Below are 20,430 nucleotides of genomic sequence, written 5' to 3' on the forward strand. Positions count from 1 at the left end.
GGAGCCATCCGACCAGTGGCCCGGGCCGAACTCGCACCGTCCGCCGCTGGACCCTCTATCTCCCGAGCCCATCTGTCACGAGCCCCCGCACGCGCTCGGTCCACAGCGGTGCCTCGTGGGCGATGTCCTCGACCTCGGCGACTCGGGCGCGCAGGGCTTCGTCATCGTCCGCCGCCCGGGCGGCTCGGGCGGCCCAGACGAGGACCTCCATCCGCTCGTCCGGGGTCATCCGCGTCCTGGCGGAGTCCACCCGGTCCTCCCAGAAGGCTCGGGCATAGGGGCGTTCACCCAGCGATTCATCGACCACGCGCCGCACCACGGAGGCCATGAGCTGGTCCGCTGGGGACATGCCCGCGAGCGACGTCGACTCCTCCAACCACGCGAGCTGCCGAGCCGTCTCCGCCAGGTCCTTCACCTCACAGCACAGGCGCGCCACCAGCAGCGCGTCCTGCGCCATGGAGCGCGGAAAGTACCGCTGGCTGAGGACTCCCGCGCGACGGGCGAGGGGCAACGCCTCCGCCGCATGTCCCTGGTAGCCCAGGAGCAGCGCGAGGTTGAACGCGGAGGTCCGCTCAATCTGCACGTTGCCCAGCTCGCGTCCCAGGCTGACGGCGCGCTCCAAGTCTCGACGTGCGCCCGCCGCGTCGCGCCGTTGGACGTGCAGCACCATCCGGTTGTTGAGCGTGACGCCCAGGTGCAGCGTGTCGCCCGTGGACTCGCACAGGGAGATGGCCTCGTTGAAGCGCCGCTCGGAGTCCTCGAGTTGTCCCGTCCATCCCAGCATCGCGCCGAGCATGGCCAGGGCGATGGCTTCGGTCTCCGCGTCGCGAGTCGCGCGTGCCAGCGTCACCGCTTCCTCCAGCGGGGTGATGGCGCCCGTGATGTCCTCGCGCCGCACGAAGACCCGGGCGCGAGCCATCGCATGGCGCGCAGCCATCTCGGAGGGCACGGGATCGCCCAGCAGTCGCAGGGCCTGCTCCTGCAACGTGATGGCGTCCTCCGTGTCATCACGCCAGTCGAGCGCGGTGGCTTCCTCCAGGAGCAGGTCCGCCTCCCTCACCACGGAGCCACGGGCGTGGGCGACACGTCGTGCCTCGCGCAGGTCCTCCAGTGCGTCGTCGATGCGCTGGAGCCGATAGCGAACGCGGCCCCGCCCCGACAACAGGTCCAGCTTGCGTAGTTCGTGGTCCCTCGGGAGCAGGGACAGCGCGGCCGAGTAGTGGCGCTCCGCCTCCAGCAGCCGGTGCCCGCGCCGGCTGGTCTCCGCCATCGCATGGTGAAGCTCCAGCGCGAGGAGCGTCTCCCCGGCGGCCTCGGCCCAGCGAGCCCTGCGCGGAGTGGGGACATCGGGGAGGGCGGTCAGCGCGGCGCCGCAGATGCGACGACGCAGGGGCGCGGGGAGCTGCGCGGCGAAGGCCTCGCGCAGGGTGGTGTGCTCGAAGCGCCAGCGTCGGGGGCCTCGAGCCTCCACCATCCCGAGGCGCGCCAGGCGCTCCAATCCCACGCCCGGGTCCATCGAGAGGTCCAGGTCTTCTTCCTGCTCCAGGAGCGAGAGCGTGGTGGACAGCTCCTCCCAGCGCACGTCGTCGCCCAGCACCGCCGCCACCTGAAGCAGCGAGCGCAGTCCGGACGGGAGCGCAGCGAGGCCGCGCACCGCCATCCGCTCGTCGGGGCTCGGGCTGTCCAGGCCTCGTGCATCCAGCGCTTCGGCCGCGAGGTAGCCGCCGCCTCCGAGGCGAGTCCGGATGGCCCCCGCCGCCCGCAGTGCGCGGACCAGCTCCACCAGTCGGAGGGGTGACCCGCCACACCGCTCCACCAACTCGCGCAGCGTCTCTTCGGCGGGCACGTCCACGCGATGGAGAAGCTCGCGCAGCACATCCCTCGCGGCTCCGTCCTCCAGCGGCGCCAGCTCCCGGCGCGCGGTGTCGGCGGAGCGCTCGCCGAGATAGGGACGCAGGCCCAGCAGGCGATGGCGGCCCGCGAGGACGATGCACAGCGGCGCCTGAACGCCCGCGAGCGTGGCCAGCTCCAGCGCATCCAGCGCCGTGGGGTCCAACGTCTCCGCGTCGTCGACGAGCAGCACCAGGGGCCGGACTTCAGCGAGCTGGCGCAATCGGGATGCGAGGGCTCGGGCGATGTGCTGCCGCCGCGCCGCCGGGTGCAGGGTGGCGAAGTCGAGCGTGAGGCCCGCGCCCTGGAGCAGGAGCTTCACGGCTTCGTCGGACGGCGTGCTGGGCGCGATTCCCAGCACGGTGGTGAGCAGGTTTCCCAGGCCGCTCTCGGTCGCGCTGGCCTCGTCGCGGTGGGCCTCCACGAGCACGCTGGAGGCCGCGCCCGCGTCCAACAGCTCTCGATGGAACTCGGTGAGCAGTCGCGTCTTGCCGAGCCCTTCTTCGCCCAGCAACGTGAGGAGCAGCGGCGCGCGGCGCTCGCTGATTCGCGTCACACCCTCGCGCAGCCACTTCAGCTCACCGTCGCGCCCGCGCAGAGAGGCGGCACGCGGAGGCTCCAGCTCCGTGGTGGGAGTCGGCGTGCGTCCGGGCTCGGGTTCCCCAAGGCTGGCCCTCGCCTCCGGGGTCAGCAGCAGCGTTTCGGTGGAGGCAGACATCGAGCTGTGCGCGACATCGAGGCCGGACGCGCCATCCCGAGTCAGGGGCAGCGTTTCGGCAAGAGCAGAGGACGACGTGTGCGCGGCATCGAGTCCGGACGCTTCGGCCTCTCCGGTCTGCGACTGGACGTTGGCGACGACGGGGGACGCTGGCCACCAGCGCTCCACGTGTTCGAGCGCGGCTCCACCCAGCACCAGCCGACCACCGCGCTCCCGTACACGCAGGAGCGCTCGATGCACCGCGCGCGTCGAGCCCGGAGGCAACACGCTCGCGAGCGCCTCCGCGGCCTTGTGTGCGGTTCGCACGCCTGCTTCCACGTCCGTCGCATGAGGGAACGCGAAGAGCGCGAGCCCCGCCTCCACCCGCGCCAGCTCCGCGCCGATGCCGGAGAGGTGCCCGTGCAAAGTGGGAACGTCGAGCGAGGTCCTCACGCCCAGCAGGGCGATCTCCCGCGACCCCGTCGGGCTGGCCTCGCTCCTCCGCGCGGAAGCTCCGCCGCTCTCGACACCTCCACCCGCGGGTCGCTGCTCCACCCTGGTGTGCTGCCCAATCATCGGCAGTCGTTCGAGCGCATCAGCCACCTCCGACGCCGAGGCCCACCGCTCCTCGGGAGCCTTCGCCAGCAGGCGAGCCACGAGCGCCTCTACCTCATCCGGCATGGCCGACGGCACCAGCTTCGCGAGTGAGGGAGGCCTGCGGGAGACATGCGCCTGGAGCACCGAAGCCGTCTCACCGACGAACGGCGGCCGGCCGCACAGCAGCTCGAAGTACACGATGCCCAGGCTGTAGAGGTCGGCACGCGCGTCGATGATGCGCGCGTCGTGACACTGCTCGGGCGCCATGTACTCGTGGGTGCCCAGTCGCTGCCCCGTCCTCGTTACGGTGGGGGCAGGGGCCTCGTCCTGGGCGGCTCCCACGCGCGCGAGCCCGAAGTCGACGAGCACCAGTCGCTCACCAGCGAGCATCACGTTCTCGGGCTTCAAGTCCCGGTGCACCACCGACGCGGCATGCACGCGCGCGAGGGCCCGCGCCAGGGCCACCATCACCGCTCGCGCTTCGTCCCATGGCAGGGCGCCCGGCCCTGGCAGCTCCGCCAGCCGCCGCGCCAGCGTCTGGCCTTCGATGAGCTCCATCGCGATGACGGGCTCACCCTCGGATGTGCGCGCTTCCCCCAGAAGCTCCGGGGTGAAGGGGGGACCGATGCGGCGGAGCGCTTCCAGCTCCCGCGCCAGGCGCTCGGACGCGAGCGGCTCCAGCACCTTGAGCGCCACGTGCCGTCCGTCCACCTCCCGGCGCGCGGCGTGGACCCGCCCGAAGCCTCCTCGGCCCAGGGCACGGCCCACGTGGTAGCCGGGAACGTCCGACGGGAGGGCCGGAGGCGTGCGCGGCGGAAGCGCGGCCGTGGGGTGGAGGGGACAGCTATCCACCACACGACGATGGCAGGAGGGACAGCGCATCGATGGCGGCGAGGGGAGGGAAGTCCGACGTGCGTGCGGGCCCGTCGCAGCATCGCCTCTCGGCGGCGCGGACGGAAGCCTCCCACCGGGGAACGGCCACCGCTTCCGGGGACGTCGGTGGGGCCGTCAGGCCGCCTCCCGGCGCGCACCCGGGCCAGGCTCAGTCACTCATCTCGGGGAGGTCCGGGAGGGTGTCCGGATCCAGCTTCAGGATGACGCACAACCGCGTCAGGGTGGAGATGGTCGGTACCATGACTCCGCGTTCCACCCTGGAGAGGACCTCCGGGGGCATTTCCAGGCGCTCGGCCACGACTTCCACGCCGAGCCCCGCCTGTTGGCGGGCGGCCTTCAGTGCCGCCCCGAGCACCTCGGCCCTTTCCGCGCGACTCGTCTTCATGGACGCGAGCATGACGCCATCCGGCCCGCTCGTCACCCAATTCACCACATGGCCACGGTCCGAAGCATGGCCTCCAACAGTGAATGGGGCCCTGGGGGATGGTGCCTCGGCCCTTGGCCAACGGAGGGGCGCACCGGAGTGGGGGTGGGCGCCTGCCCGGGCCATGCCCACGCTGGCGGTGGGGGGCCCGTGGGATTGGCGACGGGCGGGGGGCTGTGTTAGGCCGCCCCTCCCCGTTGGCCTGCCCAGGAGACAGGAGAAGCGAATGGCCCGTCGCCACGTCCGCGTCGTCGGTGCGATGCTCGAGAACGAGCAGGGACGCTACCTCATCACCCAGCGCCCCCCCACCGCGTCACTGCCCCTGCTGTGGGAGTTCCCTGGCGGCCGAGTGGAGGAGGGCGAGAGCGACTCCGTGGCCCTCGCCCGGGAGATCGCCGAGGAGATGGGCGTGGCCGTCGAGGTGCTCGACCAGGTCATGCACACCCGCCACGAGTATCCCACCTACGACATCGACTTCCGGGTGTTCCGCTGCCAGCTGGCGGAGTCGGAACACCACATCCGCCACCTGCGTGTGCATGACCACCGCTGGGTGACGCTGGAGGAGATGTCGCAGTACCGCTTCCCCGACGCCGACGCGAAGACGCTGGCGAAGCTGTTGGACCTGGACGCCTGACATGGCGCCCCGCCGGACCTGGGCCCTGCTGCTGGGCATGGGGCTGTTCGCCTGCTCGAGCCCCAAGCCGGTTCCGTCCGAGTCGGACGTCCCTGACGCCGGCTCGCAGGTGCCCGCAATCGGTCTCCCCGGCTGTGTCACCTACGGCGTCCCCCGGCAGACGGGCGTGGTGCCGGAGCAACTGCCGGAGCTGTCCGGACTGGCCGCCAGCGTCCGCCATCCGGGCGTGTTCTGGACGCACAACGACTCCGGCAACGATTTCGAGGCGTTCGCCATCGACGAGACGGGCGCGGTGCGGGCCCGGCTGAAGCTCACCGGCGCCGAGCCCCGGGACGTCGAGGACGTGGCGGTGGGGCCGTGTGCGCCGGGGGAGGCCCGCACGTGTGTCTTCCTGGCCGACATCGGCGACAACTTCGAGCTGCGGGAGCAGGTGCGGCTGTTCCGGTTCCCGGAGCCGGAGACGCTCGCGGATGCCTCCGTACCGGTGGAGCCGATGCCGTTCACCTACCCGGACGGCTCGCATGACGCGGAGGCGCTGGTGCTGGACGCGCGCTCCGGGCGGCTGGGCGTGCTCACCAAGACGCGCCGCTCGCTGGGTGACTTGTACGCGCTGGACGGCCTCAAGCCCGGCACCGTCATCCAGGCGACGAAGCTGGGCACGCTGGAGGCGCCGCAAGGATTGGACAGGCTCTCCACGGCCGCGTCGCTCCATCCTTCCGGCCAGCGCCTGCTGGTGCGCACCTACTCGCGAGTGTGGGAGTTGCGACAGTCGGGGGCGGCGGACCTGGAGTCGTTGTTGAAGGGCTCGCTCGTCGCCGTGCCGGCCGGAAGCCAGGCGCAGGCGGAGGCGGTGGCGTACTTCGCGGACGGCCAGGGGTATCTGCTGGGCACGGAGTTCACCGGTCAACCCTTGTGGCGGGTGGGTTGTCGCTGATCTCGCGACTCCTCAGTCGAGACGTGGCGTGAACCCGCGCCAGCGGGTTGACGGTCGGGCGGAGGTGAACATCTTTGCCCGGCTGAGCGTGACGCCATCCGGGCAAGGGGCCCGAATGAGCGGGGAGGGGGAGGGCGAGCGTGCCGACGATGAAGCCACAGGAGCTCCCGCCGGGTATGGGCCCGCGGGGAAAGAAGTCCGAGAAGCCAGGGACGCCGGGCAAGGGATTCAAGTTCGGCTCGCCGCTGGGCTACATCCTGCTGCTCGTCCTGGGCTTCCTACTCTTCCGGAACGTCTTCCAGGACGCGGGCGTCCGCCGGGTGAGCTACAGCCAGTTCCGTGACGCGGTGGAGTCCGGCAACTTCAGCCGGGTCCAGATTTCAAACGAGTGGGTGAAGGGTTTCCTCAAGGACACCGCGCAGCCGCCGCCGCCCGCGCAGGGGGAGCGTCCGTTGCGAGGCGAGCCCAGCGCGCTGCCGTGGATGGCGTACCGGGTCCAGGGCGACGAGTCGCTCGTCCCTCTGCTGGAGCAGAAGGGCGTCCAGTTCGAGGCGGTGCCGCAGTCGGGACTCGGGGAGGCCTTGTGGATCTGGCTGTTGCCCCTGGGTCTGTTCTTCCTCTTCTGGAGCTTCATGATGCGGCGGGTGGCCGGAGGCATGGGCCAGGGCCCGCAGAGCGTCATGAGCTTCGGGAAGACGCGCGCCAAGGTGCAAGCCGAGGCCGACACCGGCGTGGGCTTCAAGGACGTGGCCGGCGTGGACGAGGCGGTGGAGGAGCTCAAGGAGATCGTCGAGTTCCTCAAGACACCGGAGAAGTTCCGCCGCCTGGGCGGGCGCATCCCCAAGGGCGTGTTGCTGGTGGGGCCTCCGGGCACGGGCAAGACGCTGCTGGCGCGAGCGGTGGCGGGTGAAGCGGGCGTGCCCTTCTTCAGCCTCTCCGGCTCGGAGTTCGTGGAGATGTTCGTCGGCGTGGGCGCGGCCCGCGTGCGCGACCTGTTCGCCCAGGCCACGGCCAAGGCGCCCTGCATCATCTTCATCGACGAGCTGGACGCCATCGGCAAGAGCCGCAACTCGGGCGTCGCGGGCGGACATGACGAGCGCGAGCAGACGCTCAACCAGCTGTTGGCGGAGATGGACGGGTTCGACAGCCGCGCGGGCCTCATCATCCTGGCGGCGACCAACCGTCCGGAGATTCTGGACAGCGCGCTGATGCGGCCGGGCCGGTTCGACCGTCAGGTGCTGGTGGACCGTCCGGACAAGCGCGGCCGGGAGATGGTGCTGGAGATTCACGCCCGCGGCGTGAAGCTGGGTCCGGACGTGGACCTGAGGACCATCGCCTCGCGCACGCCGGGCTTCGCGGGCGCGGACCTGGCCAACGTGGTGAACGAGGCGGCGCTGCTCGCGGCCCGACGCAACCGCGACGCGGTGATGCGGGCGGACTTCGAGGAGGCGATTGAGCGCGTCGTCGCCGGCCTGGAGAAGAAGAACCGCCGGATGAACGAGCGCGAGAAGGAGATTGTCGCGCACCACGAGGCGGGCCACGCGGTGGTGGGCTGGATGCTGCCTCACGCCGAGCGGGTGACGAAGGTCTCCATCATTCCTCGCGGCCTCGCGGCGCTCGGCTACACGATGTCGATGCCCCTGGAGGACCGCTACCTCATGTCGCTCGACGAGCTGCGCGACAAGATGGCGGGGATGATGGGCGGGCGCGCCTCGGAGGAGATCTTCATCGGAGAGATCTCCACCGGTGCCTCCAATGACATCCGTCAGGCCACGGAAGTGGCGCGGCTGATGGTGCGTGACTACGGCATGAGCACGCTGGGCCCCGTGGCCCTGAGCGCCGACCATGGCCCCAACTTCCTGCGCTCCGCGGGCATCCCCGAATCGCGCACGTACTCCGAGCAGACGGCGCGGATGATCGACGAGGAGGTCCGCAAGCTGGTGAGCGAGGCGCTCGACCGGGCCCGCGAGGTGCTCACCCATCACCGGGACAAGGTGGAGGCCCTCGCCGCGCGGCTGCTCGCCGTGGAGGTGGTGGAGGAGGACACGATGACGGGCATCCTCGGTCCCAAGGTACTGGCCCAGCGAGGGCTCCTGCACCCCGAGGCCCGCCAGGTCATCTCCGCGCACCCGGTGGACACGAACACCGATGAGCAGCCGCCGCCGACCCAGCACGCGCACAAGCCCCTGGACTCATGACGGACGGCTGAACGCCTGCTCTCCGGCCTGACCCTCGCCCCCCGCCACCGCACATTCCTGCGGTGTCCGGGGGGCGAAATTATCTTGAGACCTAAAGGAGGCGACGCCGTGGAGAACAGGATCGGCAAGAGCTACGTGGCCCGGAAGGCTCTCTTCGCGAAGGGGCTCAAGGAGGGGCGGCTCACGGTTCAGGAAATCGAGGAGGCACTGCCGGCGGGGACTTTGACGGCGGCGGAGCGCTGGCTCCTCTACTACTCGCTGCGGGCCGCTCAGGTGGAGATCATCGACGAGGTGACGGGGCAGATCGACCATGGGTTCATGGCCGAGACCCCGGCGCCGCAGGAGCATTAGCCTGCTCCCCTCGCGTTGACACGCACTCGCGCGCGGTTAGGTTGCGACCAGCAAAGCCTACCCGCGCACGAGCGCCTTCACACCTCGACTTCAGGTTCGACATGTCCGGCAACTCCCACACCGACGCAACCCAGGAAGCCCAGCACGCCAACGGCGGAGGTCCGCCGGGCCAGGACGCCGGAGAGGCCGCCGGTGCCCGCTCCGAGGAAGCCGAGGCTCGGGCCCCCGCCGATGACGTGGTGTCCGAGGCCGCCGACGCGGAGAAGGAGCGTCTGCGAGCGGACCTGGAGGCCTCCCGCCGACGGGTGGACGAGCTGGCGCGCGCCTACCAGGCGGTGAACAAGGACCGCGAGGAGTTCAAGCAGCGGCTCACCCGCGAGCGCGAGCGGATGATGGACGTGGAGCGCGGCAACGTGGCCGTGTCCCTCCTGGAGGCCATCGACGACCTGGACCGCGCGCTCTCCATGAGCGGCCAGGACGCCTCGTCGCTCGCCCAGGGCGTGCGGATGATCCGCGACTCGCTCCTGGCGAAGGCCCAGGGCATGGGAATCGAGCGCGTCACCGTGGTGGGCCAGACGTATGACCCCAACGTGGCGGAAGCCACGGACATGGAAATCACCACCTCTCCGGACGAGGACCAGAAGGTGGTGGCGGAGTTCCGGGCGGCCTACCGGCTGAAGGACCGGGTCATCCGCCCGGCCCGGGTGAAGGTGGCCAAGTACGTGGCACCCGCCCAGGCGTGACGGCTGGCGGCTCGAAAAACGTGGAAGACGGTGGGGACCTGGGTTGTTCCCGCCGTTCGCCATGCGACGCCGTATAAGCTGCCGCTCCGTGTCCGCTCGATTGCTGTCCGTTCTCCTCGTCCTGGCGGTGTCTCCCCTGACGGCGTTCGCCGCGGAGGAGGGACCGGTGGGACCTTGGCTCCAGGCTCGCCTGCGTGAGCACGCCTCCTGGTTCACCTATCAGGGCAATGGCGAGGGCCGCGCGGGTGCCATGGGGCTGTGGCGCGAGCGCCCGGCCGGTGAGCCGGGCCTCCCCAACTTCGTGCCGCCCACGTCGCTGGCGCCGCTGATTCGCGCGGTGGAGGCGGGCGTCGTCAACATCACCACGGTGAGCCCCCGGGAGAGCGGGCTGACGGGGATGAAGCGCTCCACCGGCTCGGGCTTCGTGCTGACGGCGGACGGGCTCGTCGTCACCAACAGCCACGTGGTGTCCGGGGCGAGCAAGATCGCCGTCCGCCTGTCGGATGGCCGCGAGTTCTCCGCGGAAGTCGTCGGCCGGGACGCGTCCACGGACGTGGCGCTCCTGCGCCTGAGCGGCTCCGACATGGGGGACCTGCCAGCCCTGTACCTGGGGGACTCGGACCGCCTGGAGGTGGGGGACTGGGTGGTGGCCATCGGCAACCCCTTCGGGTTGGACCACTCGGTGGCGCACGGCATGATTTCCGCCAAGGAGCGCGTGCTGGGCGTGGGCCAGTTCGACGACTTCATCCAGACGGACGCGCTCATCAACCCGGGCAACTCCGGCGGCCCGCTCTTCAACATGAAGGGCGAAGTCGTCGGGGTGAACACGGCCATCATCAGCCAGGGGCAGGGCATCGGCTTCGCGGTGCCCATCAACCTGGTGAAGGACCTGCTCCCCAACCTGAGGGAGAACGGGAAGCTGGAGCGCGGCTGGCTGGGCGTGGTCGTCAACGATGACCGGGAGAACGGCGAGCGTCGCGCGCCCATGGTGAAGGACGTCTACCGGGGCAGCCCGGCGCACATCGCGGGCATCCGCGCGGGGGACAGGCTGGTGGCGGTGAACGGGCGGACCATCGGCTCCTACCTCCAGTTGCTTCGCAAGGTGGCGCTGCTGGCACCGGGCACGGAGGCGAAGCTGACGCTGCTTCGCTCCGGGGCCCGGCAGGAGGAGGTGTCCGTGCGGCTGGTGGAGCGCCCCGCGCAGGAGGCGACGGAGGGCCTGGTCCAACGCACCTCCAGCGACGAGGACCTGGGGCTGGCGCTGCGTGATTTGACGCCGGATGTGGCCGCGCCGCTGGGGCAGGAGGCGTGGGCGGGGGCGCTCGTGTCGGCGGTGACGCCGCGCAGCCCCGCGGACGAGGCGGGCCTTCGCGTGGGTGACGTGGTGACGGAGGTCAACCGCAAGCGGGTGAAGGACGCGGCCGGCGTGCGCGCGGCGCTGTCCAAGGGCAGCTCCGGGGCCAGCATCCTGCTGCGGGTGAAGCGGGGAGACTCCCTCCAGTACGTGGCCATCGCCCGCTAGAGGGAGTCTTGACGCGCGGGCCTAGCGGCTCGCGTTGGCGTCCTTGCCGTTGAGCCACAGGCCGAGCTGCGTGCCGGTGCGGCCCTCGGTGACGATGAGCCCGTCGATGCGGGCCGTCACGCCGAAGTTCTTCCCGCCGCCCTTCTTCGGCAGCGACCACACGCCCTGCGGCGTGAAGACGACCTGGGCGCGCACCCCGCGCATGGAGAACATGCGGGAGAAGATCTGGCCGTTCCACCCGTCCGGCAGCATCCCGGTGACGGTGAGGTAGGGCAGCACGGGGTTGCCATTGCCATCCGACTTCTTCGGGGCGCCGTGAGTCATGGCGTAGCGGCCCCCCGGGAAGAACGGGGTGATGTTGATGGTGTACTCGCCCGTGACCGGGGAGTACGGGCCCGGCGACAGCATGCCGGCGTCGTCCTCCACGACAATCATGTAGAGCTGCTTGCCCTGGTACTTCTTGCGGAACGCCTCCGCGTCGGACTTGCACTTCGCGTCCACCAGCGCCCCTTCACACGCGCCGATGTACTTCTCCAGGAAGGCCCCCAGGCCGCCCAGGGGCTCCGAGTCGTCGCGCAGCTTGGCGAAGCGCGCGTCCACGTCGGCCAGGGCCAGGGTGGGCAGGAGGAGGGCGGCGACGGCGACCAGAAGGCGGCTCAAGGCGAGGAACTCCAGGGCTTGGGGGAGGCTGGATGGTGCCATGTCCCGGAAAATCCTGGGGATGCCTTCTCGTAGGTGGGTGGGGGTGGATGTAGGTAAATAAATTGCCTACATATGGCTACCATGTAGGGTGTGCCTGTCACCACCTGTTGCCGGGAGGCACCCCCAGTGTTCGAGCGTCCCCAAGAGCGTCGTACCCACCTGCGCTTCGACAAGGTCTTCACCGTCTACCTCACCACCCAGGACGGGATGATGAGGGGCGTCGGTCGCAACATCAGCGCTCGCGGGATGTTCGTGGAAGTCCGGGATCAGGTCGGGCTCGGAGAAAAGCTGAAGGTGACGTTCGCCGGCGAGGACGGCACGGAGATGACCTGCCTGTGCGAGGTCCGCTACCAGGTGGCGCTGGCGTTTGGCCGCAAGGACGGGCGCGAGGGCAGCAGTCGCGGGGTGGGCCTGCGAATCGTTGCGTACGAGACGCACGACGACGCGCCCCTGCTCCTGGTGGACCGCGAGCGGGTGATGCACTGAGGTTTCGAGTGGGGGCCCGGAAGGGCCCGGGTGGCCCGACGCTCCCGTGACTGGGGGCCGCGACGGCCGTCTTCCGAGGCACCCACCACGCATGACAAGGGCACGGTCCTCGGAAAGTGAGGAGCCGTGCCCTTGGTGTTTCAGGGGCGCAGGTGCGCTGAGGCCTACTGGGAGAAACCCTCGAGGAGGTAGTGGGCCTCGATGCGCTTGAGCGCGAGGATCATCGCGGCGCAGCGGGTGTCCACGGGCTCGCCGGCGCAGTAGCCGCGGCTGTCGTGCATGTCCGTCTTGCGCGGCGTGTTGCGGGAGATGTCGCGGATGATGCGGTAGTTGCGCTTCATCGCGCGCTCCAGGCGCTGGTCGACCTCGGCCTCGCTCCAGCGCTCCATGCGCTTGTTCTGGATCCACTCGTAGTAGCTCACCGTCACGCCGCCGGCGTTGGCGATGATGTCCGGAATCATCTCGATGCCGCGCTTCTGGAGGACGCGGTCGGCTTCCGGGGTGGTGGGGCCGTTGGCGCCCTCGGCGATGAGCTTGACCTTGAGGCGCTCGGCGATGTCGGCGGTGATTTCGCCACCCAGCGCGGCGGGCAGGAGGATGTCGGCCTGCACGTCCCAGAGGTCCTTCTTCTCGATCTTCTGGGCGCCGGGGAAGCCCAGCACGCTGCGCTTGAGGTTCTTCGGGTCCTGGACGTAGGCGGCCAGGGCCTGCACGTCGATGCCGTCACCGTTGTAGATGGTGCCGTCGGAGTCGTTGACGGCCAGGAGGCGCGCGCCCATGCCGCCCAGGATGATGGCGGCGTGGCTGCCCACGTTGCCGAAGCCCTGGAGGACGAACGTCTTGCCCTTCACGCTCTCGCCGCGGTCCGCGTAGTAGTCCTCGATGCAGAACGCGACGCCCTGACCGGTGGCCTTGCCGCGGCCCTCGGAGCCGCCGATGCGCACGTCCTTGCCGGTGACGATGCCGCGCAGGTTGTGGCGCTCGCGCTCACCGTCGGAGAACTGGCGGTACAGCAGGGCCATGATCTCCGGGTTGGTGCCCACGTCGGGGGCGGGGATGTCGATGTTCGGCCCGATGAGGCTCTTGAGCCGGTACATGAAGCGCAGGGTGATGGCCTCCAGCTCCTCGCGGCCGTACTCGCGCGGGTCGATCTGGATGCCGCCCTTGCCGCCGCCGAAGGGCACTTCCGCGATGGCCGTCTTCCAGGTCATCTCCGCGGCCAGGGCCTTGAAGAGGTCCAGGGACACCTCGCGGTGGTAGCGCAGGCCGCCCTTGTAGGGGCCACGGGCCTGGTTGTGCTGGACGCGGTAGGCCTTGAAGCGCTGGGACTCACCGGGGACGAGCTGGTAGACCTTGCCGTCCGGCAGGCGCAGGTGGCCCTGGCGGATGGCGACGTCGGAGCCCAGGAGGGCGCGGCCGTTGAGGATGATGCTGCCGTTGGCGAGCAGCTCCAGGCCTTCCTTGTTGCGCACCTGCGTCTCGGGCAGGTCGGCGAACGTCTTGGCCCGCTCCGGGATGAGGGGGACGAGGCGATCCTTCAGCTTCGCCGTGACGTAGAAGATGTGCTCGTAGTCGGGCTCTTCCAGCTCCAGGCGGACGCGCTTGTCCAGCTTGATGAGGTCCGCCGCCCGATGGAAGATCTCCATCGCCTCCGTGTAGACGGTGCGCTTCGGCGTGGGCGCCGGGGCGCGCATGAAGTTCTCTTCGCTGGCCATGGTGAAAGTGGCTCCTTGTGGTCCCAGCCACAGGGGGCCGGGGACGCGGGGATAGCGGCGCCCTTATGCGCATATGCGAAACAGGGGGTCAACCGCCGAGGCGCCCCCTGGCCATCCCGAAAAGCGGAGCGATGACGGGGACTTATGGCAACGCGCTGTGTCACCAGGGGCGGATGCACCGTGTCATGGCTGTCACGGTGACGGGGCCGTTCGTTGGTGTTCGAAGCAGGGTGTCCGAAACCAAAAAGAGGGGGCACATCATTTCTCCTTGCCCCACCCGGAGCGCGATGGTACTCAGCGCGCCGCCTTGCGCCGACATAGCTCAGTGGTAGAGCAACTGATTCGTAATCAGTAGGTCCCCAGTTCAAGCCTGGGTGTCGGCTCCAAACAGTGAAAAGGGTCGGTTGCCGCGAGGCAGCCGGCCCTTTTTGTTTTCGGGGCTGTTGGCCCACCTGGCGGGTCCAGCGGGACGGTCGGCGGGTCCTACACCGGCACCGGGCGTCTGGCCGCCGACCTACGGGAGCCCGTCCATGGCGTGGACCCCGGCTCGCGAGGAGTCGAATTGGGGCCTCCAGGCGCCCCAGGTCCTCTTCGAGCACGGTCCCAGGGGGCTCGGCCTGAACGACGGAAAGCCGTGCACGCCGTTGGGATGAGGCAGGCCCCATGGCCTGGACCACCGACACCCTGGCAGGGGGGGCCAGGCATCCACTCCGAAGCCACGATGCAACTCCCTCTGTTTCTGGGAGGCATTGATGACGATTTCATGGAGTTCATTGCGCGGGTGCTTGTGAGCCTTTGGCGGAGTGTCTGCGAAAGCAACATTCCGTGAGGGTTTGTAACCTCAAGGGACACATGCCGCCGCGCGTCGCGCTCTGTTTCCGCGAGGTTCGGCCCGGCCGCGCCCTTGCAGCCTTGTCTCAATCCCACAACGTTTCACCCTCGGAGTTCGCATGAGACGCAGAAGACTCATCGCATCTTCATCGCCACCGAACCGTCCAGCGCTCCTGGGGGTGCTGCTCGCGTCCTCGCTGTTCGCTGTCACAGCAGAGGCTGCCGACCTCAAGGTCATGACCCTGGGGCTCGGCTCGGGTTCCATCACCGGGACAGGAATCACCTGCAACACCAGCGGTGGTGACTGTGACGAATCCTTCGGGTCGACCACCGTGACGCTCACGGCCGCGCCCGCGGCGGGTTCAACCTTCGGCGGCTGGAACACCGACGCGGATGCGGACCTGCTGTCCACGCCAGACTGCACGGGGATGTCGCTGACCTGCACCTTTTCGACGGGCGTGGCCCGGTCGGTGAAGGCGGTCTTCAACCTCTCGCCCGGCACCATCAATCCGCTCGTGGCCGCCGACCCGACCGCGATCACCCCCGAGGAGATCGACACGTACCTGGGCGACCCCGCCAACGCGAACACCAACACCGTGGCGCGCTTCGTCAGCGCGCTGCCCGTCCAGTACCGGCAGAGCGCCATCCTGATGACGCGTTCGGAGAGCCTGCAGACGGGCACCGCGGAGCATCCGCGCATCCTGCTCTCGAGTATCAACGCGAAGTCTGTCTTCTCCATCGGGCCGGTCCAACATTCCGCATATCCGGGCTCGCACCCGGACGTCATCGAGTACATGCAGTGGGACGCGGCCACGAAGAACTTCCGCTTCCATGAAATCATCCTGGCGCCCATCCCGGCGATGGGCACCATCCCGCCGCGCACGCGTCACATCGAGAAGGACGACGGGAAGTGCTCGAGCTGTCACTCGACCCGGAACGTGGTCAACACGTCGGACATCCCGGGCACGGACGGCTTGCCCGTGGGTGTCATCAAGACGAAGAACAAGCCCAACTGGGACCCGTATGACAGTTGGGGCGGGATGCTCCCTTTCAATCGGGATCGTCTGTATCAGGGCTCGTTGGACACGGCCGCGTTCCGCAGGCTCTACAATCCCTGGACGTGGCGGACCAACCCCGCGATCCGATCGCTGGTGGAGCAGTTGAGCCTGCAGCCTCCGGGGGTGCCGACGGCCGACCGCATCACCCGCTTCCGGGGCGGCGCGAACGACGGGACGCCTCGGTTGTCGTTTGACACGACTTTTCCGGTGACGGTCGAGCCGGCCCCGGTGGGCTCCGTTGCTTCCGTCAGCACGGCGTACACGTTCAACAATGCGACCGCGGGCGCGCCCACCTCCGTCACGCGTGGAGGGTCCTTCGTCACGCTCTTCCACCTCTCTCAATTCACCGATGGCGAGGGGCGAGGCGTCCAGCTCTTCGACCTCGCGGGAGGGCTCGACGGCAACCTCAACCAGCAACGGGTCGCGGACGAACTCGCGAGTCACCGTTGGGCCACGGGCAACGTGTTCATCGATCCACGGCCGGTGGCGCTGGCCATTACCAAGGGCTGCTTCAGCATCGACACGGTGGGCAACCAGGTCATCAGCTCTTCAGGACCCCTGACGTTCAGTCAGGCGTTCTTCACGGCGCGACACAACGGCCTGGGCATCAACGCCGTGTTCAGCGACACCCAGTCGCGCACCAAGAGCGTGCCTCGCAGGAAGGTCGACATCCAGAAGTTCAACCTCGACCGGACCGGAGACCTGTACACCCTCACGACCTTGCCGACGGTGAATGGCCTCGTCCAGCAGCATGGCGCCGCGACCAGCGCGGGGACGAGCACCTCGCTCACCCGGCTGCGTCAGGAGGTGTTCCGCCGTCCGATTGACCTGGGCGTTCCCGATGGGACGACGATGGGCGGCATCTTCGTCGACCGGGAGATCTACGGGAACACGACGCGTGTCGCCCTGTACCGCTACTTCCTCGAGCCGCTCGGTGTCTCGGTGGACAAGTGGTCCATGGGCGTGCGCGGCCGGTCGCGCACCTATGCCTTCGCCGATGTCTTCTCTTCGTATACGAGCACGCTCCAGTCGGCACTCGAGGCCAACCTGACCGCGGACCCGTTCCCCGGCCTCGCGTCGTTCACCTGCGCCAACCTGATTCCGGCCGTGAACACCTCGCTGTCCTCGCTGCCCCCGACGAACGCCGTGCCGACGTACACGGACGTGCAGCGCATCTTCAACAAGAGCTGCGTCGAGTGCCACGGCGGGCTCGACTACCCGCCGTACAAGAACTACGGGACGTTCCTGAACCTCGCCGAGAATCAGGTCGGTCCCGGCGTGGACCCGCTCGCGCAGTCGTATTCCCTCGCGCAGCCCATGGCGACGAGCCTGTCGGGGCCTCTGTATGATCGGATCACCCGCACGTCGGAAGGCTGCCCGTCCGGGATGATGCCCTGTGGTGGGCCTCCGCTGAGCGCGGCGGATGTCGACACGATCCGGCGCTGGATTCAGGGTGGCAATCCCTCCACGTGGGGAGACCCGCATCTGACGACGATTGATGGTGTGCGCTACGACTTCCAGAGCGCCGGCGAGTTCGTGCTGCTGCGCGATCCGGGGTCGGAGATCCAGGCACGGCACACCCCCGTGCAGACCGAAGGGCCCGTGGGACCGGACGAGCACACCGGACTCACCTCGTGCGTGAGCATCATGACGGCGGTGGCGGTGCGCGTCGGCTCGCACCGCATCACGTACCAGATGAGCTCCGAGCAGCGAAAGGAGTTGGAGCTGCGCATCGATGGGAAGCTCGTGCAGCTCGGTACGGAAATCCTGCTCCCCGCCGGAGGCCGTATCGTCCGGACGCCCTCGCAGGGGGGGATCCAGATCGAGTCGCCCGGTGGGGTTCGCATCATCATCACCGTCGACTGGTGGTCGTACTACCAGCTCTGGTACATGAACGTCAGCGTGCAGCAGGCTCGCGCCACGCAGGGCTTGCTTGGCCCCATCGCGCCCGGGAACTGGCTGCCGGAGCTCTCCGATGGGACGCGGCTCGGGCCTCGCCCGACGGACCCGGCGCAGCGATACATCGACCTGTACGAGAAGTTCGAGGATGCCTGGCGGGTGAAGGACAGCACCTCGCTGTTCGACTATGCGCCCGGGTTCTCCACCGCGTCGTACACGATCAAGAGCTGGCCGGAGTACAAGGCGGAGTCCTGCAAGGTCAACAAGGCGCCCCCCGGGATTCCGGTCATGCAGGCGCTGCCGTCCATTCCGATGAAGGATGCACTGGTGATCTGCCGAGGCGTCCAGAATGAGGTTCGACGGATGCAGTGCGCGCAGGACGTGGCGGGGACGGGTGACCCGATCTTCGCCAACACGTTCGTGGCGTCCGAGAAGGTCGAAGCCAACAACGCTCCAGGAGTCCCAGGGCTGGTGGGTCCGGAGGACATGGCCATTGCTTCCTCGACGGTCACCTTCAAGTGGGCGGGCACCGTCGACAAGGACCAGGACACCGTCCTCTACAGGCACTGCGTCTGGAGCGTGAACTCCGCCTTCACCTTCCAGGAGTGTGACAAGCCGACGCGAGAGCTCTCCAGGACGGTGAGGTTGGAGTCTGGCAGGGACTACTTCTGGAAGGTCATCGCCGAGGACGGCAAGGGCGGCGGTACCGAGAGCAACACGTGGCGCCTGACGGCGAAGTAGCCGCCACCGCTGAAGGCTGAACAGGAAAGGGCCACCTCCACACGTGGGGGGTGGCCCTTTCACCATGGGCGCCAGGCATCCACCAGGCAGGGGGCGTGTGCGGTGGATTTGAGCCTCGGAATCCATGTCGAGGCAGACGGACTTTGGAGTAGGAATGCCGCGCCTCCTGATTCCCGGGACGCATGGGTGGGGATTGCATGAGGTTCCTTGCGTGGGTTCTTGTGAGCCTTTGGTCGACCGGATGTGCGACCACTCGGGTGGTCCATCTGGAGCGAGGGAATGGCCAGCGAGTCGTCCACGCATCGGTCGACGTCGACCCGGTCGAGGTGAGCGAAGAGGAGTTCAGGTCGGCCCTCGCTCGGCTCATCCTCGACATGCGGATGGATGTCTCGTTCCGGGAAGCGGAAGAGGCGGACGCGCGAGGCTGGGTTCGGTCCAGGCCGCTGCTTGCCTCTTCGAGGGGGCTCGTGGATTCGGGCTCTGGCGAGTCGCCAACGTCGTTGTACCCACGCGTCTGCCCCGATGCGGACGACTGCTTGACCTTGGTGGGTGGAGCGGGACTGGCGTTCTCGCGCAAGGACCGGACGTTGATGGCGCTCTCGTTCGCGCTCGACACGGTGTGGGAGAGTGTCGAGGCGGAGGTCGGCAAGACGCTGAACCCGGCGGCGCTCAAGGCGATGGTGACCTCGGCGGCGCTGGCGGTGCTTCTGACCATCACCCTGCCCGAGCCCATCACCAAGGGCATCGCGGTGGCGCTGACGGCGGCGATGGTGGCCTATCTCGGTGTCATGCCGGTCTGGGAGATAGGGCGCGGCTTCGTCCAGTTGTGGGATGATTCGGGGACGGCGATGAGCGTCATCGAGCTACAGGACATCGGGCATCGGTTCGGGAGGGTGCTGGGGACGAACGGCACGCGTGTCCTGGTGCTGTTGGTCACCGCGGCCCTGGGTGGGAGGAGCGCGATGGCGGCGCAGGGCCCCAGGCTCCCCGGCTTCACACAGGCGGTCGTTCGGGCTGAGGCCGAAGCGGGATTCCAGCTTGGTGCGGCGATGAGTGGCGGCGTGACCTCCATCGCGCTTCCCGCGGCCGGTGTGCTGAACGTCGCCCTGGCGCCTGGAGCCGCTGCCGCCTTGGCGATGTACTCGGATGGGCGGTATCCCGGTGACGAGGTGGGGCCCACTCATCACATCTGCACGAACAAGAACCCGATTTCGGATGTGACAGGGGGGCCTTGGACGCCGATATGCGAGAAGATTTTCAAGAAGGCAGGGATGACGCTTGAGGATGTGTCAAACAAGGTGCGGCTCAATGGCCACGAAGGGCCTCACCCAGAGCTGTATCACAAGAAGGTCGTGGGTCGGCTGCAGGATGCCGTCGGTCGCTGCAAGACAACCGAGACCTGTCGGGCGAGGTTGATGGAGGAGCTTGCACGCATTGCCGACGAGCTTCTGACGCAAGGCTCCGAATTGCGAAGCTTCATTGTCAAAGTGGAGAGGTGAAGTGGAGTCTCAATTCTATTGGGTTGAAATGGGTGATGTGCCCCAGTGGCTTCTCGAGACGCCGACGCGAGCTTCTGGTGAGTCATTTGACGAGCCCTGGATGTTCGCGGATGGCCGCGCGCTTCCAGACCCTGGGAGCATCAAGGCCCAGATTTCACATCCCGGTAGAGGGCGTGCGTTTGTTTTTTCTGTCATCGAAAAAGCCCCCATCGTCAGCGAAGAGGTCGCGAACGTCTTCAGGTCACTCTCGCCCGACGACGTACAGCTCTTTCCTGTGTCGATAGAGGGACTCGCCGAGCCGTACTTCGTCGTCAATGCAACCAAAGTGGTTGATGCCATCGACGAGGCACGGTGCCGAGAAGTGCACCACCATGACGAGAGCGACCCCTTCCCTGAATATGCAGGGGAGTACCGGTGGATCTACGGGTTGAGAATCGATCCCTCGAAGACCGGGGGCGCGCATGTCTTTCGGCTGAAGAAGTTCAAGACCGCGTTCATCGTGTCGGAGGAAATCAGGAGCGCACTGGAGCAGGTCGGGAACTTGGGTGTGTCGTTCGAGCGTGTGACAGGGCCGAACGAACTGGCCAGGGCATGAGGCCCCGGAGTCCTGCTGTA

14 protein-coding genes and 1 tRNA gene are annotated in these 20,430 nt (G+C 68.4%); 11 read left to right on the plus strand and 4 right to left on the minus strand.

Annotated elements, in window-relative coordinates; translation table 11 throughout:
* Nucleotides 1–55: 55 nt before the first annotated feature.
* Both G4D83_RS09855 and G4D83_RS09860 read right to left on the minus strand, forming a co-directional pair.
* Nucleotides 56–4,036 (minus strand): serine/threonine-protein kinase, encoded by a 3,981-nt coding sequence (locus G4D83_RS09855; RefSeq protein ID WP_240356241.1) that lies wholly within the window; start codon nucleotides 4,034–4,036, stop codon nucleotides 56–58.
* Between the two features lie 190 nt (nucleotides 4,037–4,226).
* Nucleotides 4,227–4,475, minus strand: coding sequence for a helix-turn-helix domain-containing protein (locus G4D83_RS09860; RefSeq protein WP_163864446.1), 249 nt, complete (start codon nucleotides 4,473–4,475; stop codon nucleotides 4,227–4,229).
* 253 nt (nucleotides 4,476–4,728) lie between these two features.
* On the opposite strand from G4D83_RS09860, the gene G4D83_RS09865 reads away from it, so the two are divergent.
* The 6 genes from G4D83_RS09865 to G4D83_RS09890 all read left to right on the plus strand — a co-directional run bounded on the left by G4D83_RS09865 (nucleotide 4,729) and on the right by G4D83_RS09890 (nucleotide 10,884).
* Nucleotides 4,729–5,136: a (deoxy)nucleoside triphosphate pyrophosphohydrolase gene (locus G4D83_RS09865; protein ID WP_163864447.1), complete on the plus strand. Its 408-nt coding sequence runs from the start codon at nucleotides 4,729–4,731 to the stop codon at nucleotides 5,134–5,136.
* Between the two features lies 1 nt (nucleotide 5,137).
* Nucleotides 5,138–6,070: a hypothetical protein gene (locus tag G4D83_RS09870; RefSeq protein ID WP_163864448.1), complete on the plus strand. Its 933-nt coding sequence runs from the start codon at nucleotides 5,138–5,140 to the stop codon at nucleotides 6,068–6,070.
* Nucleotides 6,071–6,246: 176 nt separating this feature from the next.
* Nucleotides 6,247–8,268 carry an ATP-dependent zinc metalloprotease FtsH gene (gene ftsH / locus G4D83_RS09875; RefSeq protein WP_163864449.1) on the plus strand — a complete coding sequence of 674 codons (2,022 nt, stop codon included), beginning with the start codon at nucleotides 6,247–6,249 and terminating at the stop codon, nucleotides 8,266–8,268.
* Between the two features lie 108 nt (nucleotides 8,269–8,376).
* A complete protein-coding gene (locus tag G4D83_RS09880; RefSeq protein WP_141643202.1) occupies nucleotides 8,377–8,619 on the plus strand; it encodes an RNA polymerase sigma factor region1.1 domain-containing protein in 243 nt (80 codons plus the stop codon).
* 101 nt (nucleotides 8,620–8,720) lie between these two features.
* The gene (locus G4D83_RS09885; protein WP_163864450.1) at nucleotides 8,721–9,362 is read left to right on the plus strand and encodes a nucleotide exchange factor GrpE; all 642 of its coding nucleotides are present in this window, start codon (nucleotides 8,721–8,723) and stop codon (nucleotides 9,360–9,362) included.
* A gap of 61 nt (nucleotides 9,363–9,423) precedes the next feature.
* The gene (locus G4D83_RS09890) at nucleotides 9,424–10,884 is read left to right on the plus strand and encodes a trypsin-like peptidase domain-containing protein (RefSeq protein ID WP_176435670.1); all 1,461 of its coding nucleotides are present in this window, start codon (nucleotides 9,424–9,426) and stop codon (nucleotides 10,882–10,884) included.
* 21 nt (nucleotides 10,885–10,905) lie between these two features.
* On the opposite strand, the gene G4D83_RS09895 is transcribed toward G4D83_RS09890, so the two are convergent.
* Nucleotides 10,906–11,544, minus strand: coding sequence for a DUF6066 family protein (locus G4D83_RS09895; RefSeq protein WP_163864452.1), 639 nt, complete (start codon nucleotides 11,542–11,544; stop codon nucleotides 10,906–10,908).
* Nucleotides 11,545–11,712: 168 nt separating this feature from the next.
* Here G4D83_RS09895 and G4D83_RS09900 point away from each other — a divergent pair, with 168 nt between their 5' ends.
* Nucleotides 11,713–12,072: a PilZ domain-containing protein gene (locus G4D83_RS09900; RefSeq protein ID WP_141643206.1), complete on the plus strand. Its 360-nt coding sequence runs from the start codon at nucleotides 11,713–11,715 to the stop codon at nucleotides 12,070–12,072.
* Between the two features lie 164 nt (nucleotides 12,073–12,236).
* On the opposite strand, the gene G4D83_RS09905 is transcribed toward G4D83_RS09900, so the two are convergent.
* The gene (locus G4D83_RS09905) at nucleotides 12,237–13,787 is read right to left on the minus strand and encodes a Glu/Leu/Phe/Val family dehydrogenase (RefSeq protein ID WP_163864453.1); all 1,551 of its coding nucleotides are present in this window, start codon (nucleotides 13,785–13,787) and stop codon (nucleotides 12,237–12,239) included.
* 311 nt (nucleotides 13,788–14,098) lie between these two features.
* On the opposite strand from G4D83_RS09905, the gene G4D83_RS09910 reads away from it, so the two are divergent.
* From G4D83_RS09910 to G4D83_RS09925, 4 genes are all read left to right on the plus strand, one after another.
* Nucleotides 14,099–14,173 (plus strand) — tRNA-Thr (locus G4D83_RS09910).
* A gap of 564 nt (nucleotides 14,174–14,737) precedes the next feature.
* Complete coding sequence (locus G4D83_RS09915; protein WP_163864454.1) at nucleotides 14,738–18,316, plus strand: VWD domain-containing protein; 3,579 nt, start codon at nucleotides 14,738–14,740, stop codon at nucleotides 18,314–18,316.
* A gap of 197 nt (nucleotides 18,317–18,513) precedes the next feature.
* A complete protein-coding gene (locus G4D83_RS09920; RefSeq protein ID WP_163864455.1) occupies nucleotides 18,514–19,815 on the plus strand; it encodes an AHH domain-containing protein in 1,302 nt (433 codons plus the stop codon).
* A 1-nt stretch (nucleotide 19,816) separates the two neighbouring features.
* Complete coding sequence (locus G4D83_RS09925; RefSeq protein ID WP_205522605.1) at nucleotides 19,817–20,410, plus strand: imm11 family protein; 594 nt, start codon at nucleotides 19,817–19,819, stop codon at nucleotides 20,408–20,410.
* Nucleotides 20,411–20,430: the final 20 nt, after the last annotated feature.

The organism is Myxococcus eversor (assembly GCF_010894455.1).
Classification (GTDB): Bacteria; Myxococcota; Myxococcia; order Myxococcales; family Myxococcaceae; genus Myxococcus; species Myxococcus eversor.

What these genes read in the sequence shown, in the direction of transcription:
- G4D83_RS09905 (WP_163864453.1), bottom strand. Translation starts at nt 13,787, where the DNA reads ATGGCCAGCGAAGAGAACTTCATGCGCGCCCCGGCGCCCACGCCGAAG.
- ftsH (WP_163864449.1), top strand. Translation starts at nt 6,247, where the DNA reads ATGGGCCCGCGGGGAAAGAAGTCCGAGAAGCCAGGGACGCCGGGCAAG.
- G4D83_RS09870 (WP_163864448.1), top strand. Translation starts at nt 5,138, where the DNA reads ATGGCGCCCCGCCGGACCTGGGCCCTGCTGCTGGGCATGGGGCTGTTC.
- G4D83_RS09915 (WP_163864454.1), top strand. Translation starts at nt 14,738, where the DNA reads ATGAGACGCAGAAGACTCATCGCATCTTCATCGCCACCGAACCGTCCA.
- G4D83_RS09860 (WP_163864446.1), bottom strand. Translation starts at nt 4,475, where the DNA reads ATGCTCGCGTCCATGAAGACGAGTCGCGCGGAAAGGGCCGAGGTGCTC.
- G4D83_RS09885 (WP_163864450.1), top strand. Translation starts at nt 8,721, where the DNA reads ATGTCCGGCAACTCCCACACCGACGCAACCCAGGAAGCCCAGCACGCC.
- G4D83_RS09890 (WP_176435670.1), top strand. Translation starts at nt 9,424, where the DNA reads ATGCGACGCCGTATAAGCTGCCGCTCCGTGTCCGCTCGATTGCTGTCC.
- G4D83_RS09920 (WP_163864455.1), top strand. Translation starts at nt 18,514, where the DNA reads ATGAGGTTCCTTGCGTGGGTTCTTGTGAGCCTTTGGTCGACCGGATGT.
- G4D83_RS09865 (WP_163864447.1), top strand. Translation starts at nt 4,729, where the DNA reads ATGGCCCGTCGCCACGTCCGCGTCGTCGGTGCGATGCTCGAGAACGAG.